We start from the raw sequence: 18,832 nt of genomic DNA, 5'->3' as shown, positions 1-18,832 counted from the left end.
GAGCAGGCAAGATGCGGCTCGGCGCGCCTTTTTGCAAAAAAAGAACGGGCGTCCGCCGTTGCGAGCGCTGGTCATCCGGCCCGCCTCGGGTACATCCTGTATCGAAAACGCGCCTCACCACCCATGCGCAGGATCCCAAAACGTCGCCATGCCCGGCCGCCCTCGATGGAGGCGCGCCGGCGCGTCGCCCCAATCCTCCCCATGCCATGCGTGTGCCTTTTCGCCCCGCGGCGTATCTCGCCGCCCTGGTTTTTGCGTTCAGTCCCCACAGCCTGATGGCGCAGCCGGTTGCCGGCGCGCTGCCGCCCGGCGTCACCATGGCCATGGTCGAGCAAGGCGGCGCGCTCTTCCAGGGGAGGGGCCTCTGCGCCAACTGCCACGGCGAGGGGGCGACGGGGGTGCTCGGGCCCGACCTGACGGATGCGGACTGGCTGCAGGCGAAAGGCAGCTACCTGTCGATCCTCCAGGTGATTCTGACCGGCGTGCCGGAGTCCGAGTCGACGCGCCAGCTGGCGATGCCGCCGCGCGGCGGCGGGGCCATCGACGATGTCGACGTCCAGGCTGTGGCGGCGTTTGTCTGGCGGATCAGCCATCCGGGTGAGCCGCTGCCCGCCGGCGTGAGCGCCGCCATGATCGATCGCGGCAACGGCGTCTTCCACGGCCCGGGCCAGTGCGTCTCCTGCCACGGCGACGACGCGTCCGGTGCGCGCGGGCCCAACCTGACCGACGGGGAGTGGCTCCACGCGAAAGGCAGCTACCTGGAGATTGTCCGCACGATCGAAGCCGGCGTGCCGATCGAGCGCGCTACGCGGGGCATCCCGATGCCGCCGCGCGGCGGCTCGAACCTTTCGCCCGACGAGGTGCACGCCGTGGCGGCGTACGTCTGGTACGTGAGCCACAGGGCGAGGCCGTGAAGCCGGTTCCGTTGACGGGCCGCATCGGGGGATGAAAAGATGATCCGTTTGACGCCGGCGTTCGCCTTCTGGCGCGAGATGCCGTAGTTTCCTGCACCGCATCCCCGACGCCACGCCGCAACGACCCGCATCCACCGGTCCCTTGATTGATTCATCGAGCCCGAAGGCCGTTCACCATCCGCTGCTGGAGACCCGGCTCAATCCTCCTCGCTGGCGCGACGGGATGATCTCCCGCCCCCGGCTCGTGGAGGCGTTGACGCGCGGCGCAGGCCGCAAGGTGACGGTGCTTGCCGCGCCGGCCGGCTTTGGCAAAACCTCCCTCCTCGCCGAATGGCTCGCTGGCACGCCGGCGGCATGGCTCTCGCTGCACCCGGGCGACAACGACCCGACGCTGTTCTGGTCCTACGTCATCGCCGCCCTCCGCACCCGGGCACCTCAGGTGGGCCTCGGTCTGGCGTCGTTGTTCGACGCCACGCAGTCCCGGCCCATCAACGCGATCCTGACGACCCTCCTGAACGAAGTGGCCGCCTTCGGGCGCGATGTGGTGCTGGTGCTGGACGACGTGCATCGCATCGACAATCCGGCCATCCACGACGCGCTGGCGTTCGTCATTGCGCATCAGCCCGCGAATCTGCGCCTTGTGCTGGCCAGTCGCGCCGAGATGCCGTTCCCAACGTCCCTGCTCCGCGCCCGGGGCGAGCTGACCGAGCTGCGCGCCGGCGACCTGCAGTTCACGCCCGCGGAGGCGGCGGATTATCTGCGCGATGCCATGGGGCTTCGGCTGACCGAGGATCAGATCGCCGCGTTGGAGCAGCGTACGGAAGGATGGATCGCCGGCCTCCAGCTGGCGGCGTTATCCCTGCAAGGACGTGAGGATGCCGAGAACTTCGTGCGCACGTTCGCCGGCGACCATCGGCACATCACCGATTTTCTGGTGGATGAGGTGCTTCGGCACCAGTCCGAGGATGCGCGGCGCTTTCTCTTGCAGACGTGCATCCTGGATCAGATGAACGGGCCGCTGTGCGACGCCGTCACCGGGGCGACGAACGGGTCGCGCGTCCTGCAGGCGCTGGAGCGGGAGCATCTGTTCATCGTGCCGCTGGACGAGACGCGCCGGTGGTACCGGTATCACCATCTGTTCGCGGATGCGCTCCGGACCCTGCGCGAGCAATCCGGCGCCGGCGAAACGCCGCTGCTGCACCGCCGCGCGAGCGGGTGGTACGAGGCGAACGGACTTCCGGCCGAAGCGATCCACCATGCCCTGGCCGGCGGCGAGACCGACCGGGCGGCCGGGCTCATCGAGCGGGCGGCCGATCCCTTGTATGCCCGGGGCCAGTCGGCGACCCTGTACGGGTGGCTCGAGGCGCTCCCCGAGCCGACGTACGACCGCTGGCCGGTCCTCGATTTCTGGCGCGGATGGGCGCTGCTCGAGCGGGGCGATCTGGAGGCGGCGAGACCCTGCTTCGAACGCGCCGGGCGCGCCATCGCCACCGAGGCGCCGCCGGCGAACGCGCAGGCGGCGGCCTTGCCCGGGCGGATCGCGACGGCCCGGGCGATCGATGCCCAGGCCTCGGGCGACGTCGAAGGCACCGTTCGCGAGGCCCGCCGCGCCCTCACGCTGCTGCCGGAAGACGACCGTATCTGGCGCGGCGGCTCGACGGTCATTCTCGGGCTGACCGCCTGGTGTGCCGGCGACCTCGACGAGGCCTATCGCGTCATCGCCGGCGGGTTCGAGCTCGCCCGAAAGAGCGGCGACTCGACCTTCCATCTCTCCGGGGCCGGGCTGATGGCTGACATCCGTTTCGCCCAGGGACGGCTGCAGGAGGCGCTTAACGTCTACCGACAGGCCCTGCGCGTCGCGGAGGAAGGGCAGGGCGCCGTCCGGGGGATCGCCGACCTGTATCGCGGGGTCTGCGACATCCTGTTGGAGCTGGGCGAGACCGAGGCCGCGGCCGAGGCGCTTTCGCGGAGCGAGTCGCTGGGCCCCGAGGCGTCTCTGGGCGATTATCCCGACCGATGGCCCGCCGCGCGGGCGCGCCGGCTCGAAATCGAGGGCCAGCTCGATGCTGCCGCCGCGCTGCTCGACGACGCGGAGCGCGCCATGATCCGGGGGCCGGTGCCGCAGCCACGCCCCTACGCGGCCCGGAAGGCCCGCATCCTGATTCGTCAGGGCCGGCTCGAGGAGGCCTGGGCGTGGGCGGACGAACGCGCCCTGTCCGCCGGCGAGCCGCTTTCGTTCATGCGCGAATACGAACACCTCACGTTTGCGCGGCTGCTCCTTGCCCGGGATCGGCACGCCCCGGACCGGGTGGCCCGCGATGCGGCGGGGGTGCTGCTGGACCGTCTGCGCCGCGAAGCCGAGCGCGGCGGTCGCCGGGGCAGCCTCGTCGAAACCCTGCTCCTCGAAGCGCAGCACGCGCGGGATGCCGGCGATGCGCCGTCGGCCCAGACGCGTTTCGAGCGCGCGCTCGCGCTGGCCGAAGGGGACCGCCCGGTGCGCCTGTTTCTGGATGAAGGGGCTGCGATCGGGGAGTGGCTTGCGGCGGCCGTGGCCAGGGGGTGCGGGGGCGCGTTCGGCCGGCACCTGCTGGAGGCCCTCGGCGAGGCGCAGCGTTCCGCCGCGCGGGCGGAGCGGGGAGGCGGCGCGTTGCCCGAGCCGCTGACCGCGCGCGAGATCGAGATCCTGCGTCTCATCGCCGCCGGCAAGCGCAATCCGGACATCGCGGAGCAGCTGTACATCAGCGTCGCCACCGTCAAACGGCACATCTCCAACGCCTACGGCAAACTCGGCGTGTCGCACCGCACCGAAGCCGTCGCCAGGGCCACCACGCTGGGCGTGTTGTAGGCCGCCGGCCTGCAAATTACAACCCCTGAATACAACCCCTCCTGCACCCTTTGGGCGCATCGCGCGGCATCGACCCGCCGTAGGTTCTGTCACAAAAGCACCCCGGTCGGGGGCGAGGCGCAACGCCTTCCCCGATCTTTCCAGCAATCAGACCATCGACGATCATGCAACGTGCACAGACCTGTTACCCGAACCCCGCGACCTCCATGCCATCCCGCACGACGCGGCGCGCCATCCTGCCCCTCATCGCCCTCGTTGCGGTGCTGGCTGGCGGATGCGCCAGCGTCAACTACGTCGGCGACGAGTATACACCTACGGCCGACGTGGACATCTACTACTCCGAAGCGGCGATTGCCCGCGACTACGACCTCATCGGGCACGGCCTGGGGAGCGGGTTCTGGGTCAAGAACCGCAAGATCCAGGGCAAACTCATCGAGGAAGCAAAGGAAAAGGGGGCGGACGCCATCCTGGTGACCGGCCTCGGGAAGTCCAACGTCATCATCAGCAACGGCATCAGCGCCGACGAGAAGCAGATGAACGTGGTGTTTCTCCGCTACAAACAATGACCTCCGCACCTCCCGATGGACGTGCATGGAACGCCGGCCGGGTTCATCCCGGGCCGGCGTTCTGTCGTTGGGATAATTGAATACCCCGGGCCTTTTTCTTATGCTGGATCGTCCATCACCCCGCAACCCAACGCCTCGGCCCCATGCGCGCACCATCTTTGTATGCATTTGCCCTGCTCTTCCTCCTGGCCGGCTGCGCCGGTCCCGATCTGGGGCAGTTCGAGGGTCAGACGGACGTCGGCGTCGTCCGGCACGCCGGCTCGGTCGATTATGACGCGGCGACCGGCGCCTACACCGTGGTCGGCGGCGGCGACAACATGTGGGAGGACAAGGACGATTTCCACTACATCTGGAAGCGGGTGCCAACGAGGGATCTGGCGTTGTCGGCGGATATCGAACTGCTCGGGGCGACGGGCAATCCGCATCGGAAGGCTATCCTGATGATCCGCCAGGACCTCGACCGCGATGCCGCGTATGTGAGCGCGGCGGTGCACGGCAACGGGATATCGGCGCTCCAGCACCGGGAAATCAAGGGCGGGATAACCTACGAGATCATCTCGAACGTTCGGCAGGCCCGCCGGCTGGCGCTGACCCGGGAAGGGGACGTGGCGTACATGTCCGTCGCCGCCGGCGCCGATCCGCTCCAGCCCTCGGGCGGCTCGTACAAGGTGGCGTTCGGCGACTCCGTGTATGTCGGCATCGGGGTCAGCGCGCACGACAACGACACGACGCAGACCGCGGTCTTCACGGACGTACGGCTCGACACGAACCTGCCGGCGGCATCGGGCGAACCGGTTGTCGAATCCACGCTCGAGATCATCCCCGTGGCGGCGTATACCGACCGCCGGGTGGTGTGGCGCGCCATGGAGCGCTTCGAGGCCCCCAACTGGTCGCCGGACGGTTCCTATCTCCTCTTCAATATGAACGGCGGCCTCTACACGATCCCGCCGGCCGGCGGTGAGCCGAAAATGATCGAGACCGACCCGGTCATCCGCGCCAACAACGACCACGGCATCACATTCGACGGGAAAACGCTCATCATCAGCGGGGTCGGCCCCGGTCATACCGCGTCGCGCGTCTACACGGCCCCGATCGCCGGCGGGAAGGCGCGGCAGATCACCCCCCTCGAACCGTCCTACTGGCACGGCGTATCGCCGGACGGCAAGACCCTCGTGTATGTCGGGCAGCGAAACGGCGATTACGACATCTACGCCATGCCCATCGGCGGCGGCCGCGAGCGCCGGCTGACGACGGCGGTGGGCCTCGACGACGGCCCCGAGTACTCCCCCGACGGCCAGTGGATCTATTTCAACTCGGTGCGCACGGGCACGATGCAGATCTACCGGATGCGGCCGGACGGCTCGGGCCAGGAGCAGCTCACGTTCGACGAATACAACGACTGGTTCCCCCACATCTCGCCCGACGGGCAGCACATGGTGTTCGTCAGCTTTGAGCCCGGCGTCGAGGGCCACCCGCCCTACCACGACGTGATGCTCCGCATGATGCCGGCCGAAGGCGGCGCCGTGCGCACCGTCGCCAAACTCTTCGGCGGCCAGGGCACCATCAATGTCAACTCGTGGTCGCCGGACAGCAAGGAGTTCGCCTTCGTGAGCCACCGGCTGGCGAGGCCGTGAGGATGGGGGGCCGGGGGCAGGTTGAGGGATGGGGGATGTTGGATGCGGGATCAGGCGTGTTAACAAAAATAGCAGGGCGTCCTTTTTCAGGTCATCCCCTCCTTTCCAAGGAGGGGCGACCACGACGAACGTCGGGGTGGGGTGGTTTGTTGGATGGCACAGCGGTCTATTTCGGCTGATCCTCCCCGTCGAGCGGCACATGCCGTCGACGACCCTCCTTAAAAAGGAGGGTATGTGCTTATAGAGTGCGCACAGCCATTTTTGTTAACAGTCCTGATGCAGGATGCAGGATATGAGGCGCCTTACACGTAGCAATTTCCGATTTTCGATTTCCAATGTCCTATTTCCCCTGCCCAGTCATCACTTGCGCCGACCTTATTGGCCGTTGAGTGTCCAGTCGTAGGGGATGGAGGCCGTTTGCGCGTTGGAGGGGATTGGTGTATCGCGGTAGGCGTTGATGAAGGCGAGTACTGATGGATGATTCCGGGTGAAGTCCGCTGCGTACCAGGTGAAGAGTTCGGAGAGCCGGGCGGTTTTGGTGCCGGCGTCGTACTGCACGATCTGCGGGCTGGTCATGGCGTGGCGCGTCTGGCGGTCGAGCTGGGCGTCGAGTGTGGCTGCTCGGTAGGCGTCGGGGATCAGCTCCGGGCAGCCGCGGGCGGCGCAGACGAGCGCGAAGTGGAGGCGGGCGTCCGGGTAGGCGGCGTAGAGCGTCTTTTTCTCGAGATCGTCCAGCGTGAGGGTCGCGCCGGCGACCGGGTAGGCGGCCTTATTAAAAAAGCCGGCGTCGTCGAGCGGGGAGTCGAGGGGGAGGCGGTCGACGACCGTTTTAATGACCAGGATATTGTACGCATTGACCAGAAACGCCTTGTCGTCGTCCGGTGCGAGGGCGGATCGATCCATCGAGGCGATGGTCTCCAGCAGGGCGTCCAGCGCAGCCGGCTGCTTCTTGATGGCCGAGTAATCGACCCGGCCGGCGCGGACGTGTTTTCCAAAAAACGCGTGCACGGAATCTTCGAACAGTTCCAGATCCGTTGTTTGGGCCCACAAACTGCCGTACGCCGGCAACAGGGCGCAGAGGAGTGCGATCAAGGTCGTACGTTTAGCGAGCATGATGCTACCGAGGTTGAGTGTGCTGCCTGAGCCAGGCAGCCAGTTCGTCTTCCGTCAAATCCCCGCTTGCGAGCTTCCGTGCTGAGCGGGCGGGGCAGGGCGGACTCCAGCAAACCCTGATCCCGAATGCCGTACGAACCGCCGTGTTGCCTGATTTGATCGACATGGATCACATTCGCCAGGGGCAGCTGGACCCATATTGGGTCTTCGATCACGACAACTCGTTCATGGCGTTTTGATCCTGAACATGATCTGCCCTGTGCGCTTGAAGTGGTGTCTACTTTTGTAGCTGTTTCCGGCGAAAGTGGTTTCGATCGAACGGCTAGAAAGCATCTCTACCTGATCGCCGGCGCTCCAGCCAGGCATCCAGGGCCCGGGTAACCTGACCCGCATTCTCCCGATCAAACGGCATCGGCGGCTTGATCTTGATGACGTTGTGATCGGGTCCGTCGGTGCTGAGCAGGATGCCCTGTTCCTTGAGGGCCTCCACGGCGGCCGATGCGGTTTCGGCGTCAGGGCTCCGCGTATCGCGGTCGGTCACGAACTCGATCCCGATGAACAGACCGAGCCCGCGCACGTCGCCGATAGCGGGGTGCCGGCGCATGAGGTCGCGCAGCCGCTCCAGAAAATAGCGGCCGGTATCCAGGGCGTGCTGCTGGAGGTCTTCGTCCCGGATCACGTCCAGCACGGCCAGGCCGGCGGCGCACGAGACGGGGTTGCCGCCGAAGGTGTTGAAATACTCCATGCCGTTGTCGAAGGCGTCGGCGATGGCCGGCGTGGTGACGACGGCCGCCATCGGATGGCCATTGCCGATCGGTTTGCCCATCGTAACGATGTCCGGCACCACCCCCTGCGTCTCGAACGCCCAGAAGTGTGAGCCGACGCGGCCGAAGCCGACCTGCACCTCGTCGGCGATGCAGACGCCGCCGGCGCGGCGGACCGCCGCGTAGGCCGATGCGAGATACCCTTCTGGCAGAACGATCTGGCCGCCGCAGCTCAGGATGGATTCGGCGATGAAGGCGGCCGGAGGATGCGCGGCGGCGAGGTCGGCCACGTAGCGGGCATAACGCGACCCGAGGTCCGGTTCGGGCGCGCGGTGCCGGCCCCGAAAGGCATCCGGCGCCGGCGCGACGTGGACGTGGGGCGGGGCGCCTTTTCCACCCGGGCTGTTGAACTTGTATGGACTGATATCGATCAGGGCGCCGGTATTTCCATGGTAGGCATGGTCGACCAAGATGACGTCCTTGCGGTTGGTATACGTCTGCGCCAGTCGAAGCGCCAGTTCGTTGGCCTCGCTGCCCGAGCACACGAAGTAGCAGACGCGAAGCGGTTCGGGGAGGGTCGCGGTGAGTCGCTCCGCGTAGGTGACGATGTGGTCGTGGAGGTAGCGGGTGTTGGTGTTGAGGAGCGCCGCTTGCTCCTGGATCGCGCTTACGACGCGCGGGTGGGCATGCCCGACGTGGCAGACGTTGTTCACGCCGTCGAGGTAGGCGCGGCCGGCCTCGTCGTACAGGTATTGCGCGCGCCCTCGCACGATCTTGAGGGGTTCGCGGTAGGAGACGCTGAGCGACGGCCCGAGGTGACGCCGGCGACGGGCGAGCAAGGCGTCTATGGGGGAGGGTGGCGTGGGCATGGATGAAGATGAAATGTGTAGGTGGGGTGCATCGAAAAATGGGCCAGCGTCGTTAAACCCGAAGGGTTTTCAAAACCCTTCGGGTTTGGGGGCCATCGCAGCGATAGCTAAAAATCGCCCCATCACCGCAGCCCGATCCAACGCCGCGAAGCGCTCCAGGACCTCCCATGCCGGCGCCTCGCTCACGGCCAGATACGCATTCTCCGGGGCGCGTTCGCGTTCGCGCGCCGAATAGCACACGCTCATCGCCAGCCGCAGCCGGATCAGGTCGAACCCGAGCGCCAACTCCTCCGCCGTCAGCGGAAAAACCTGATGGTAGCCTTCGAATAGACGGAGCGCGGCATCCACCGGATCCGACTTTCCCAGCAGCGCATACGCGGCCGCAATGGCCGGCTCGCACACGAGCGCCGTGCAGATCATGTCCCCAAAATCGATAACGCCGCTTACGGCCGCGTCGTCGCCGGAGGCCCCCACCAGCACGTTGTGGTCGTTGCCGTCGTTGTGGATGACCTGCATCCGCAGCCGATCCAGCGCCGCGGACGTCTCGCGCGCAAACCGGTCGAGGATATCTTCCGCGAGGCGCCGGCGCGCGGCATCCGCGATGGCCGGCAGACACGCCACCGCGAGGCCGGCCTGGCGCAGGTCCCACCGCAACACCCGATGCATTGCCTCGTGCTCGAAACCGGCCAGCGCCCGATCGAGCCGGCCGAAAAAACGGCCGACATCCCGGAGCAACGCCGGCGGATGCACGGGCAGATCCGCCAGAAACCGACCCTCCAGATACGAAACCATCCAGACGCCATGGCGCGCGCCCTGCGCGCCGTCGACCACGGTCCGCGGATGCCCCTCCGTCGTCGGGCGGAGCCTGGGGATCCGCAACCCGGGATCCGTGGAGGCCAGATGCAGCAACGCGCGTTGCTGGAAGTCCAGCATCGCCTCAGGTTCGTCGCTGTTGACGATCTTCAGGACCCACGCCCTATCCCCCTCGACCTCCAGCGCGATATTGAGATCGCTATAACTGGGCAGGGCGCGCGGCGTGGCCTCGAGTCCGTAAACCGAGCGGATGAGCCCGTCGATCCGGTCTGGCGTCAGCGAAGGGCGCATGCGTCAGGGTGTTTCGAAGCCCTGCCAGTCCTCGGAGTCGAATTCGCACGGCCCGCTCGGGCGCGTGTCTTCCGGCACCTCGTACTCCCGGCGCAGCCGCTCCAGTTCGGTTTTCATCTCCGCCACGACGTCCGCATATGCCGGGTCGTCGTACACGCTGGTCAGTTCGTCCGGGTCGGTTTCGAGATCGAACAATTCCCACTCGTCGACCAGGTAGAAATAGATCAGCTTGTAGCGCTCGGTGCGCACGCCGTAGTGCCGTTGCACGCAGTGCGAGGCCGGGTATTCGTAATACTGATAGTAGTGGCTCTTGCGCCAGTCCGCCGGCGTGTTACCCTCGAAAATGGGTTTCAGGCTGCGGCCCTGCATCGACGCCGGCGGGGTGACGCCGGCCAGCTCGAGAAAGGTCGGGCCGAAGTCGAGATTGGAGACGAAGTCGCCGTTCACGCTGCCGGGCTGGATGTGACCGGGCCAGCGCACGATGAACGGCGTCCGCAGCGATTCCTCGTACATCCAGCGTTTGTCGTACCAGCCATGTTCGCCCAGATACCAGCCCTGGTCGGAGCTGTAGACGACGATGGTGTTGTCGGAGAGGCCGGCCTCGTCGAGGTAATCCAGCACCCGCCCGATGTTGTCGTCGACGGACGCGACGGCGCGGAGATAGTCCTTCACGTACCGCTGGTATTTCCAGCGCGTGAGGTCGTCGCCCGAAAGCGGGTTGGCGCGCAGGACTTCGTTTTTGGGGTCGTATGCGGCGTCCCAGGTCGCCTGCTGCTCGGGGGTCAGGTTGGGGGGCGATACGATCTTGAGGTCGAGCGCGCGCAGGTTGTGGGCGATGGTCATGTGTTGATTGCGGGCGGAGCTGGTGCGGCCGGCGTAGTCGTCGAACAGCGTCGGCGGCTCCGGTATCGTCACGTCGTCGTACAGGTTGAGGTGGTCCGGCCCCGGGTCCCAGGTGCGATGGGGCGCCTTGTGCTGATACATCAGGAGAAACGGTTTCTCGGGATCCCGCCCCGTTTGCAGCCAGTCGAGCGCCAGGTCGGTGATGATGTCGGTGGTGTAGCCCTCCACACGGCTGGTATCCTCGGGTGAACCGATCGGCGGGTTGTAGTAGGGGCCCTGCCCGATGAGCGCGCGCCAGAAATTGAACCCGGTGGGTGTGCTCTTGAGGTGCCACTTGCCCACGAGCGCCGTTTCGTAGCCGGCTTGCTGGAGCAGCTTGGGGAAGGTGGTTTGCGTGCCGTCGAATCGTTCCTCGTTGGTGATCTGGCCGTTGATGTGGTTGTAGGTGCCCGTCAGAATGGTCGCGCGGCTGGGCGCGCAGATGGAGTTGGTGACGAAGCAATGCCGGAACAGCATGCCTTCCTGCGCCAGCCGGTCGATGTTGGGGGTCTGGTTGATGACGGAGCCGTAGGCGCTGATGGCTTTAGCGCTGTGGTCGTCGGTGAAGATGAATACGATATTGGGCGGCGGCGCGGCCTGGCGCGTGCAGCCGTTCGTCAGGAAGAGCAAGCCGGCGGTAAAAAGAACTACAAAATGCCGGCTGGATGCCGATACATGCATGGCGACCCCACGAGAATGAGCGAAGGAATACGATCGCCTGAACTTACAATGAATCCATTGAAACTGCGCGGATCGTCGTCAGATCTGCATTTTTTGGATGTCGGCATGGCGGGTTCTTCGCGTGGGTGTCGCATCGGTACAAAGGATGGGCATCCCGTGCGCTCGCGCCGCGCCCTGCCGCCCGATGCGGGCCATCCCGGCGAACGCTTCCGTCAAACACCCCCCCGGCCGGAAGCCCCTGCAAAGGTGTAGGGCTTGTCATTACAACCGCGATACGCAGCTCAAATGAGGCAAATATCCCTCGGGGTATGCGCCAAAAGGCTACGCGTCGAGTCGGGTCTCGCGGAGTACTTTGTGTTTGCAAGCGTGGGACTCCCATTCGCCCCTGTCACACCCTCAGCCCCTCTCGACTCCGTACAGGGTCACCACCTTTTTGAATCTCACTTAACCGTTCCAAGCAATGATCAGTACAGCGAAACACCTCCGTCGTGAGGGTGGGGCTGGCGATGCCAGTGCCGCTCCGGCGGGAACACGATTTTATGGTCGCTACCTGCGCCAGGCCGCCATTTATACGTTGATGGGCGTATTCTTCGTCGGTTGCGACATCTTCAAGGGCAAGGACGACGATCCGAAGCTCGATGAACAGCTCGAAGCCGCGCTGGTCGATGCCTCGAACGGCCAGGGCATGGATTATTTCCGCTTGCCGGAAAGCACCGATTTTAACGCGATTCCGCAGGATCCGCGCAACCCGATCACGGCGAAAAAGGTCGAACTCGGCCAGTTGCTCTACCACGAAACGGCGCTGAACATCAACGCCGTCAAGGCCGAAGGCATGGGCACCGAGTCCTGCGCCTCGTGCCACCATGCGGCCGCCGGCTTCCAGGCGGGTCGCATCCAGGGCATCGGCGAAGGCGGCTGGGGCTTTGGCCAGAAAGGCGAAGCGCGCACCCAGAACCCGAACTACGACGTCACCGAGCTGGACATCCAGCCGATCCGTACGCCGTCCGCGATGAACGGGGCCTACCAGGAAGCGCAGCTCTGGAACGGCCAGTTCGGCGCGCTCGGCATCAACGCCGGCACGCAGGCCTTCTGGACGCCGGGCACGCCCAAGGCGGACAACAGCTTCGGCTACGAAGGCCTCGAGATCCAGGCCATCGCCGGTCTGAAAGTGCACCGCATGGGCGATGTCGACCAGTCGATCGCAACCACGCACGCCCGCTACACACAGCTGTTCGCCGAGGCCTTCCCGGGCCAGCCGATCGACCGTGAGCATGCGGGTCTGGCGATCGCCGCGTTCGAACGCACGTTGATGGCCAACCAGTCGCCGTTCCAGAAGTGGCTGCGCGGCACCAAAGACGCGATGACCGAACAGGAAAAACGCGGCGCCATCCTCTTCTTCGACAAGGCGAACTGCGCCGCCTGCCACACCGGCCCGGCCCTGAACTCGATGACGTTCTACGCCCTCGGTATGGAAAACCTCAACGGCCCCGGCGTCTACGGCGACCCGTCCGTCGATGCGTCCCGCTTCGGCCGCGGCAGCTTCACCGGCAATGCGGCGGACAACTACAAGTTCAAGACCCCGCAGATCTACAACCTGATGGACTCGCCGTTCTACGGGCACGGCGGCACCTTCAAGTCGGTCCGTGAAGTGGTCGAGTATAAAAACGCGGCCATCCCCTCGAACAGCGAGGTGCCGGAGAGCCAGCTGGCCGCCGAGTTCGTGCCGCTCAACCTGACGGCCGACGAGATGACGGACCTGACGGCCTTCATCGAAGGCGCGCTCTACGATCCGGACCTCTTCCGCTACGTGCCGAACAGCGTGCCCTCGGGCAACTGCCTGCCGGCCAACGACAGCCAGACGCGCGCGGACCTGAACTGCAACTAAACAGCTTTTGACGCTGGCGCGATGTGCCGGCGAATGAAGTGCGGCCACGCCCCGACCGGTTAACCCGGTCGGGGCGTGGCCGTTTTTAGTTCCGTTCCGTGGTTTCCCTGATCCACGACGTGACGGCGTCCAGCGCCGCCGGCGAGAAGGTTTCTTCGATCTGGCCGTATTCGGTGATCGACCCCGTCGTCGCGGTCTGGAACAGGTGGTTGAGCGACGGCAGGATCATCGTTTTGCCCCGTGTATTGCCGGCCTGCCGGAAGGCCGCCTCGATCGCCCGGGTGTTGGGCTCGGCGGGCACCTGCATGTCGCGCTCGCCAATGAGCGACAGGATGGGGATCGTCAGGCGGGCGAGCGCCGGCGCCGGGTCGTAGGTGATGAACGTGCGCATCCACGGGCTGGTGAGCTGCTGGAGGAGGCCCTCCTTCCGCTCCGGAGATAGGCCCATCATCTGCCGATCCAGCGGAGACAGGGCCGCATACTGTTCCTCGTAGTAGGCGGATGCGCGTTCTTTCAGCTGCGCGGGATCGTCGGTCGTCCGGATGATGCGATAGAGGCCGCGATTGAACGCCAGGCTTTTTTCAACGAGGGGCCCGCCCACGCCGGCCGCCTGGAGTAGGGCTTTCGTCTGCAGCGCCAGCAGCGAGTCTCCGGGGATTCCGGGGCCGGCCAGCATCACGATAAAGGCGACCCGCGCGTCGTCACCCGCGACGATCGGGGCGATGAGGCCGCCCTCGCTATGCCCGATCAACCCGACGTTGCGGGCATCGATGCCGGCGTGACGCGCCAGGAAGTCGAACGCCGCCCGGGCATCCGTGGCGAAATCCAGGCTGGTGGCCTGCGCGATGTCGCCCGTGGAGCCGCCCACCCCGCGGTCGTCGTACCGGAGGACGGCGATGCCGTTGCGGGTGAGGTGATCGGCGAGCACCAGAAATGGTTTGTGGCCGAAGAGTTCTTCGTTGCGGTCCTGCGGCCCCGACCCGCTGATCAGGACGACGCCCGGATGCGGCCCCGACCCCTCCGGGAGGGTGAGGGTACCCGCCAGCGTCACGCCGGCGGTGGGGGTTTCAATCGTCACCTCCTCTACGCGATAGGCGTAGGGCGGATGCGGTTCCTGCGGGCGGTTGGGGCCCTGGATGGCATCCGCCTTCTCCATCGCGAGCGGGAACGACTGACCTCCCTGCGACCACGTGCCGATCAGGCGAAGCCCGTCGATGCTCAGCGTGCCTTCGTAGGATGCCATGAGTGCCGGCAACCGGAGCGTCAGTGCATCGTCCAGAAAGGTCGTCGTGCCTACCGGGATGCCGAAGGCCCCCTGGTCCGGACTGTCCAGTTTGGCCGTCAGCTGGCCGTCGTCGCCGCGTTCGATGTGGAAGACGATCTTCAGCGACGCGCCGCCCACCTGCAACGCGCCCTGCCAGTCGCCGGCGACACGGGTGTTTTCCTGCGCGTTGGCCGGCAGCGCGATGAGAACGAACAGGGCCAGAAGGATGATCGCTATACGCATGGTCGTAGTAGATTAGATATTTAGAGAATCGTCTAAATAGACGGGGCTTTTGCGTGGAGGTTGCACGTGTGATATTTTAAACCTGCGCCCGGCGGTTGAGGATTGGCAGGCCGGCGCATCAATCCCGAATGTCCACACCCCAGGAGACACCCATCATGAATCGTCGTTCGTTCGTTCAGCAGGCGGCCGCGCTGGCCGGCACCGCCTTCGTCGCCCCGAACATCATCGTCAAAAATCCGCTCGACGGCGAGATCATCGGGCACGGCGATTTCAAGTACCGCGTGCAGAAGACCTGGGGGGATCTCGATCCGGGCAGCACGCCGGTGAAGAATTGCCACGAGATGGTGATGGACTCGAAGAAGCGTCTCATCATGATCACGGACGAGACGAAGAACAACATCCTCATCTACGACAAGTCGGGGAAGCTCCTCGATTCGTGGGGCTCGGAATACCCGGGCGGCCACGGCCTGACGCTGTGGGACGCCGGCGGTGAGGAGTTTCTCTTTCTGACGGACCCCGGGCTGGGCCTCGTCGCCAAGACGACCCTCGATGGCCGCGTCCTGCTCAAGATCGAGCACCCGAAGGCGATCGGCCAGTACGGCGAAGAGGATCCGTTCCGCCCGACCGAAACGGCCATCGGGCCGAACGGCGACATCTATGTGGCGGATGGATACGGTTCGCAGTACATCCTGCAGTACACGAAAGACGGCGAATTCATCCGGAAATTTGGCGGGAAGGGCGACGGCGCGGATCAGTTCTCGACGGCGCACGGCGTCTGCGTCGATACCCGCGATCCGGCAAACCCCTCGCTGATCTGTACGTCACGGGCGCACAACGCCTTCAAGCGGTTCTCGCTCGACGGGCAGTATCAGTCGACCCTCTTCCTCCCGGGCGCCTTCGTCTGCCGCGCCGTCATCGCCGGCGATCACCTGTATTCCGGCGTCTGCTGGTCGCGCCTCAAATACCTCAACCAGACCGATCGCTCGGGCTTCGTCACGATTCTGGATAAAAACGACCGCGTGGTCTCCAACCCGGGCGGTACCCCGCCCGTCTACCGCGAAGGCGAGCTCCAGCTCATGGTTCAGGATCTGCCCATCTTCTTCCATTGCCACGACGTGTGCATCGACGACGACGAGAACATCTACGTCTGCCAGTGGAATGCCGAAAAAACCTATCCGATCAAGCTGGAAAGGGTTTAAACGGTTCGAGGTTGGCGGTTTAAGGTTCAAGGCGGATCACCCCTTGAACCCTAAACCTCAAACCTTGAACCCTTGAACGCCAGCAGCCGGAGCCCGTTGAGCGAAACGAGCACGGTGCTGCCTTCGTGGCCGATCACGGCGAGGGGGAGGGGAAGTTCGATGGTGAGGATCGAGATGATCATCACGATGATCATGAAGAGCGCGAAGCCCAGGTTGACGTAGAGCGTTTGGCGCGCCTTCCGGCTCAGTTCCACGAGGTAGGGGAGCAGCATGAGGTCGTCGCCCATGAGCACGACGTCGGCGGTCTCCAGGGCGACGTCGGTGCCGATGGCGCCCATCGCGATGCCCATCGACGCCTTGGCGAGCGCCGGCGCGTCGTTGACGCCGTCGCCCACCATCGCGACGGCCCCATACGTTTCATGGAGCCGGTCGAGCACCTGCATTTTTTCCTCGGGCAGCTGGCTGGCATAGACGGCGTCGACGCCGGCTTCGCGCCCGATGGCCTCGGCGACGGCCTGATTGTCGCCCGTGATCATGGCGATATGCGCGATGCCGAGTCGTTTGAGCGCTTTGACGGCGTTCGCCGCTTCGGGGCGCAGGGCGTCGGCGAAGGCGATGACGCCGACGAGGCGCTCGGAGGCTTCATCCTGCCCGGCGGATACGAGCACGCTCGTTTTCCCTTCGGCTTCGAGCCGGGCGAGCGCGGTCAGGGCGGCGGCCCGTTCGTCGCCGCCGGCGTTCGGGAAAAAGCGGGCGTTGCCGATGCGGACCGATCGTCCGTCGACGCGACCGCGCACCCCCAGGCCGGCCACGGCTTCGAAGGTCTCCGCGTCCGCCACGGCCAGCTGGCGCTGTCGCGCGGCATCGACGGTCGCATTGGCCAGAGAGTGTTCGGAGCGGGACTGGAGCGCGGCGGCCATGGCCAGCAACTCGTCCTCGCCGCCCTGCCAGGCGCCGTTCGTGCCAGGAAGCAGCTCGATATCCGTCACGGTACGCCGGCCGATGGTGAGCGTCCCGGTCTTGTCGAAGGCGATCGCCTTGATGTCGGCTCCCTGTTCGATGTACACGCCCCCCTTGAACAGCACGCCACGACGCGCGCCGTTGCCGATGGCCGAGAGGATGGTAGCAGGGGTGCTGATGACGAGGGCGCACGGCGAGGCCGCGACCATGAGCGTCATGGCGCGGTAAAAGGCCGGGTCGAACGCCTCGCCCAGGAGGAAATACGGGACGGCGATCGCGAGGCCTGTAAAGAGGATGACGCCGATCGCGTAATACTGCTCGGCCGTATCGATAAAGCGCTGCGTTTCCGCTTTTTCGCTCTGGGCCACTTCCACCAGCTGGATGAGCCGGGCGATGGTCGAGTCGGCCGCCCGCCGCGTGACCCGGATGTCGAGCGCGCCGTTTTCGTTGAACGTGCCGCCGAACACCGGGTCGCCGGCTTTTTTGGGGATGGGGACCGATTCACCCGTGAGCGACGACTGGTCCACCCGGCTCTCGCCGGCCACCACCTCGCCGTCCAGCGGCACCAGGTCGCCGGGGCGCACCTGCACCAGCTCGCCAATGCGCACCGCTTCCGCATCCACCTGCACCCAGGCGCCCTCGCGCTGCACCCGGGCCTGCTGCGGGTTGAGCTTCATCAGCTCCTGGATGGCGTTGCGGCTGCGGTCGATAGCAAAATGCTGTAGGGTGTTCGAGAGGGAGAAGAGGAAGAGCAGCATGGCCCCCTCGAACGGCGCGCCCACGAGGGCGGCCCCGAGGGCGGCCAGCACCATGAGCAGATCGATGTCGATGGTGAATTCCCGCAGCCCTTCGATCGCACTCGTCAACCCCATGTATCCGCCGGCGATGTACGCGATGACGTACATCGAGAGGACGAAGCGAGGATGGGCGCCCTGCCAGTCGCCCACGAGGCCGGCGATCATCGTGAGGAAGGCGGCAACCGTGAGGACGATTTCGAGTCTGCGATGGGACATGAGCTCGGTGGATGTCGCGCTCAGCGGGCGCAGCGAAAACCAATGTTGTCGGACGTCACATCGGCCAGGGTGCCCGACCGCCAGAACGTCTGGGTGAGCCGGGCTTCCGACTTGAAGCTGCCCCCCCGGAGGATGCGCATGGCGAACTGGTCGAGGTCCTTGAAAACGGGCGATTGGCCGGAGTCGGGGTACGCCTCGTAGTAGGCGCCGATCCATTCGTACACATTGCCGCTCATGTCGAGCAGGCCGAGTTCGTTGGGCATCTTGGAGCCGGCGGGAAACGAATGCATCACGCTATTCTTGAGCCACCGGCCGACGCCGTCGACGCTGTCCGCGCCGGCGAAGCGCCGGGGCAGGCCGCCGCCGCGGGCCGCGTATTCCCACTCGGCTTCCGTGGGCAATCGGTAGCCGTAGTAGGCGCAGAAATCGCGCGCATCGTACCACGACACATTCACCACGGCGCGGAGGCCCCGGCCGTAGCCGGCGTCGTCAGGCAGCGGCCGATCCGTGGCCGCTGCGAACGCGTCGTACTGCGCGTAGGTCGTCTCCACCCGTGCCAGCTCGAAGGCGTCGACAGCCACGGTATGCACCGGGATGGCGTCCTCGTTCTCTCCCTCGAAGATATCGCCCATCCGGAATTCGCCGGCGGGAATGCGCACGAAATCGAGAGGCATCGACGGCTTCCTGTGCCGCAGGGTGGCGCAGCCGGCGAGCAGCATGGCGAGCGCCAGCGTCGTTGCGATTCGCATCATGGGGCCGGAGAAGGGGAAAGGAGCATAGGGGCGGTCGTACTTGCGCCATTTCGCTAGATCAGACGCACCCATAAGTGGATTCGGTGTTCCAGCGCGTCTCGTTAGATTTTGCTCATCCCCACGCACACGCATCGCTTTCCCTCG

13 protein-coding genes are annotated in these 18,832 nt (G+C 65.7%); 6 read left to right on the top strand and 7 right to left on the bottom strand.

Going from position 1 to position 18,832, the window contains the following annotated elements:
- Nucleotides 1-206 precede the first annotated feature (206 nt).
- From R2834_03425 to R2834_03410, 4 genes are all read left to right on the top strand, one after another.
- Complete coding sequence (locus tag R2834_03425; protein MEZ4699358.1) at nt 207-914, top strand: c-type cytochrome; 708 nt, start codon at nt 207-209, stop codon at nt 912-914.
- 142 nt (nt 915-1,056) lie between these two features.
- Complete coding sequence (locus R2834_03420) at nt 1,057-3,759, top strand: LuxR C-terminal-related transcriptional regulator (protein MEZ4699357.1); 2,703 nt, start codon at nt 1,057-1,059, stop codon at nt 3,757-3,759.
- A gap of 206 nt (nt 3,760-3,965) precedes the next feature.
- Nucleotides 3,966-4,325, top strand: a complete 360-nt coding sequence (locus R2834_03415) for a hypothetical protein (protein ID MEZ4699356.1) — start codon at nt 3,966-3,968, stop codon at nt 4,323-4,325.
- 143 nt (nt 4,326-4,468) lie between these two features.
- The gene (locus R2834_03410) at nt 4,469-5,959 is read left to right on the top strand and encodes a biopolymer transporter TolR (GenBank protein MEZ4699355.1); all 1,491 of its coding nucleotides are present in this window, start codon (nt 4,469-4,471) and stop codon (nt 5,957-5,959) included.
- Nucleotides 5,960-6,334: 375 nt separating this feature from the next.
- On the opposite strand, the gene R2834_03405 is transcribed toward R2834_03410, so the two are convergent.
- From R2834_03405 to R2834_03390, 4 genes are all read right to left on the bottom strand, one after another.
- The gene (locus tag R2834_03405) at nt 6,335-7,072 is read right to left on the bottom strand and encodes a DUF547 domain-containing protein (GenBank protein MEZ4699354.1); all 738 of its coding nucleotides are present in this window, start codon (nt 7,070-7,072) and stop codon (nt 6,335-6,337) included.
- Between the two features lie 322 nt (nt 7,073-7,394).
- Nucleotides 7,395-8,705, bottom strand: a complete 1,311-nt coding sequence (locus R2834_03400) for an aminotransferase class III-fold pyridoxal phosphate-dependent enzyme (protein ID MEZ4699353.1) — start codon at nt 8,703-8,705, stop codon at nt 7,395-7,397.
- A gap of 69 nt (nt 8,706-8,774) precedes the next feature.
- Complete coding sequence (locus tag R2834_03395) at nt 8,775-9,809, bottom strand: phosphotransferase (GenBank protein ID MEZ4699352.1); 1,035 nt, start codon at nt 9,807-9,809, stop codon at nt 8,775-8,777.
- Between the two features lie 3 nt (nt 9,810-9,812).
- Nucleotides 9,813-11,372 (bottom strand): sulfatase, encoded by a 1,560-nt coding sequence (locus tag R2834_03390; GenBank protein ID MEZ4699351.1) that lies wholly within the window; start codon nt 11,370-11,372, stop codon nt 9,813-9,815.
- Between the two features lie 577 nt (nt 11,373-11,949).
- Between R2834_03390 and R2834_03385 the strand changes: the two genes are divergently transcribed.
- A complete protein-coding gene (locus R2834_03385; GenBank protein MEZ4699350.1) occupies nt 11,950-13,257 on the top strand; it encodes a cytochrome c peroxidase in 1,308 nt (435 codons plus the stop codon).
- Between the two features lie 85 nt (nt 13,258-13,342).
- Here R2834_03385 and R2834_03380 read toward each other — a convergent pair whose 3' ends face one another.
- Nucleotides 13,343-14,764 (bottom strand): alpha/beta fold hydrolase, encoded by a 1,422-nt coding sequence (locus tag R2834_03380; GenBank protein MEZ4699349.1) that lies wholly within the window; start codon nt 14,762-14,764, stop codon nt 13,343-13,345.
- A 155-nt stretch (nt 14,765-14,919) separates the two neighbouring features.
- On the opposite strand from R2834_03380, the gene R2834_03375 reads away from it, so the two are divergent.
- Entirely contained in the window at nt 14,920-15,963 is a 1,044-nt protein-coding gene (locus tag R2834_03375; protein MEZ4699348.1) for a 6-bladed beta-propeller, read from the top strand.
- Between the two features lie 50 nt (nt 15,964-16,013).
- On the opposite strand, the gene R2834_03370 is transcribed toward R2834_03375, so the two are convergent.
- A complete protein-coding gene (locus R2834_03370) occupies nt 16,014-17,936 on the bottom strand; it encodes a heavy metal translocating P-type ATPase (protein MEZ4699347.1) in 1,923 nt (640 codons plus the stop codon).
- A gap of 20 nt (nt 17,937-17,956) precedes the next feature.
- Complete coding sequence (locus tag R2834_03365; GenBank protein ID MEZ4699346.1) at nt 17,957-18,688, bottom strand: SUMF1/EgtB/PvdO family nonheme iron enzyme; 732 nt, start codon at nt 18,686-18,688, stop codon at nt 17,957-17,959.
- Between the last annotated feature and the right edge of the window lie 144 nt (nt 18,689-18,832).

It is taken from the genome of Rhodothermales bacterium (genome assembly GCA_041391505.1).
In the GTDB taxonomy this organism is placed as follows: Bacteria; Bacteroidota; Rhodothermia; order Rhodothermales; family JAHQVL01; genus JAWKNW01.
This window is presented reverse-complemented; position numbering and strand designations above follow the sequence as displayed.

Excerpts from the sequence above, each read along its gene's own strand:
- R2834_03425 (MEZ4699358.1), top strand. The coding sequence starts at position 207 with ATGCGTGTGCCTTTTCGCCCCGCGGCGTATCTCGCCGCCCTGGTTTTT.
- R2834_03415 (MEZ4699356.1), top strand. The coding sequence starts at position 3,966 with ATGCCATCCCGCACGACGCGGCGCGCCATCCTGCCCCTCATCGCCCTC.
- R2834_03410 (MEZ4699355.1), top strand. The coding sequence starts at position 4,469 with ATGCGCGCACCATCTTTGTATGCATTTGCCCTGCTCTTCCTCCTGGCC.
- R2834_03405 (MEZ4699354.1), bottom strand. The coding sequence starts at position 7,072 with ATGCTCGCTAAACGTACGACCTTGATCGCACTCCTCTGCGCCCTGTTG.
- R2834_03400 (MEZ4699353.1), bottom strand. The coding sequence starts at position 8,705 with ATGCCCACGCCACCCTCCCCCATAGACGCCTTGCTCGCCCGTCGCCGG.
- R2834_03395 (MEZ4699352.1), bottom strand. The coding sequence starts at position 9,809 with ATGCGCCCTTCGCTGACGCCAGACCGGATCGACGGGCTCATCCGCTCG.
- R2834_03390 (MEZ4699351.1), bottom strand. The coding sequence starts at position 11,372 with ATGCATGTATCGGCATCCAGCCGGCATTTTGTAGTTCTTTTTACCGCC.
- R2834_03385 (MEZ4699350.1), top strand. The coding sequence starts at position 11,950 with ATGGGCGTATTCTTCGTCGGTTGCGACATCTTCAAGGGCAAGGACGAC.
- R2834_03380 (MEZ4699349.1), bottom strand. The coding sequence starts at position 14,764 with ATGCGTATAGCGATCATCCTTCTGGCCCTGTTCGTTCTCATCGCGCTG.
- R2834_03375 (MEZ4699348.1), top strand. The coding sequence starts at position 14,920 with ATGAATCGTCGTTCGTTCGTTCAGCAGGCGGCCGCGCTGGCCGGCACC.
- R2834_03370 (MEZ4699347.1), bottom strand. The coding sequence starts at position 17,936 with ATGTCCCATCGCAGACTCGAAATCGTCCTCACGGTTGCCGCCTTCCTC.
- R2834_03365 (MEZ4699346.1), bottom strand. The coding sequence starts at position 18,688 with ATGATGCGAATCGCAACGACGCTGGCGCTCGCCATGCTGCTCGCCGGC.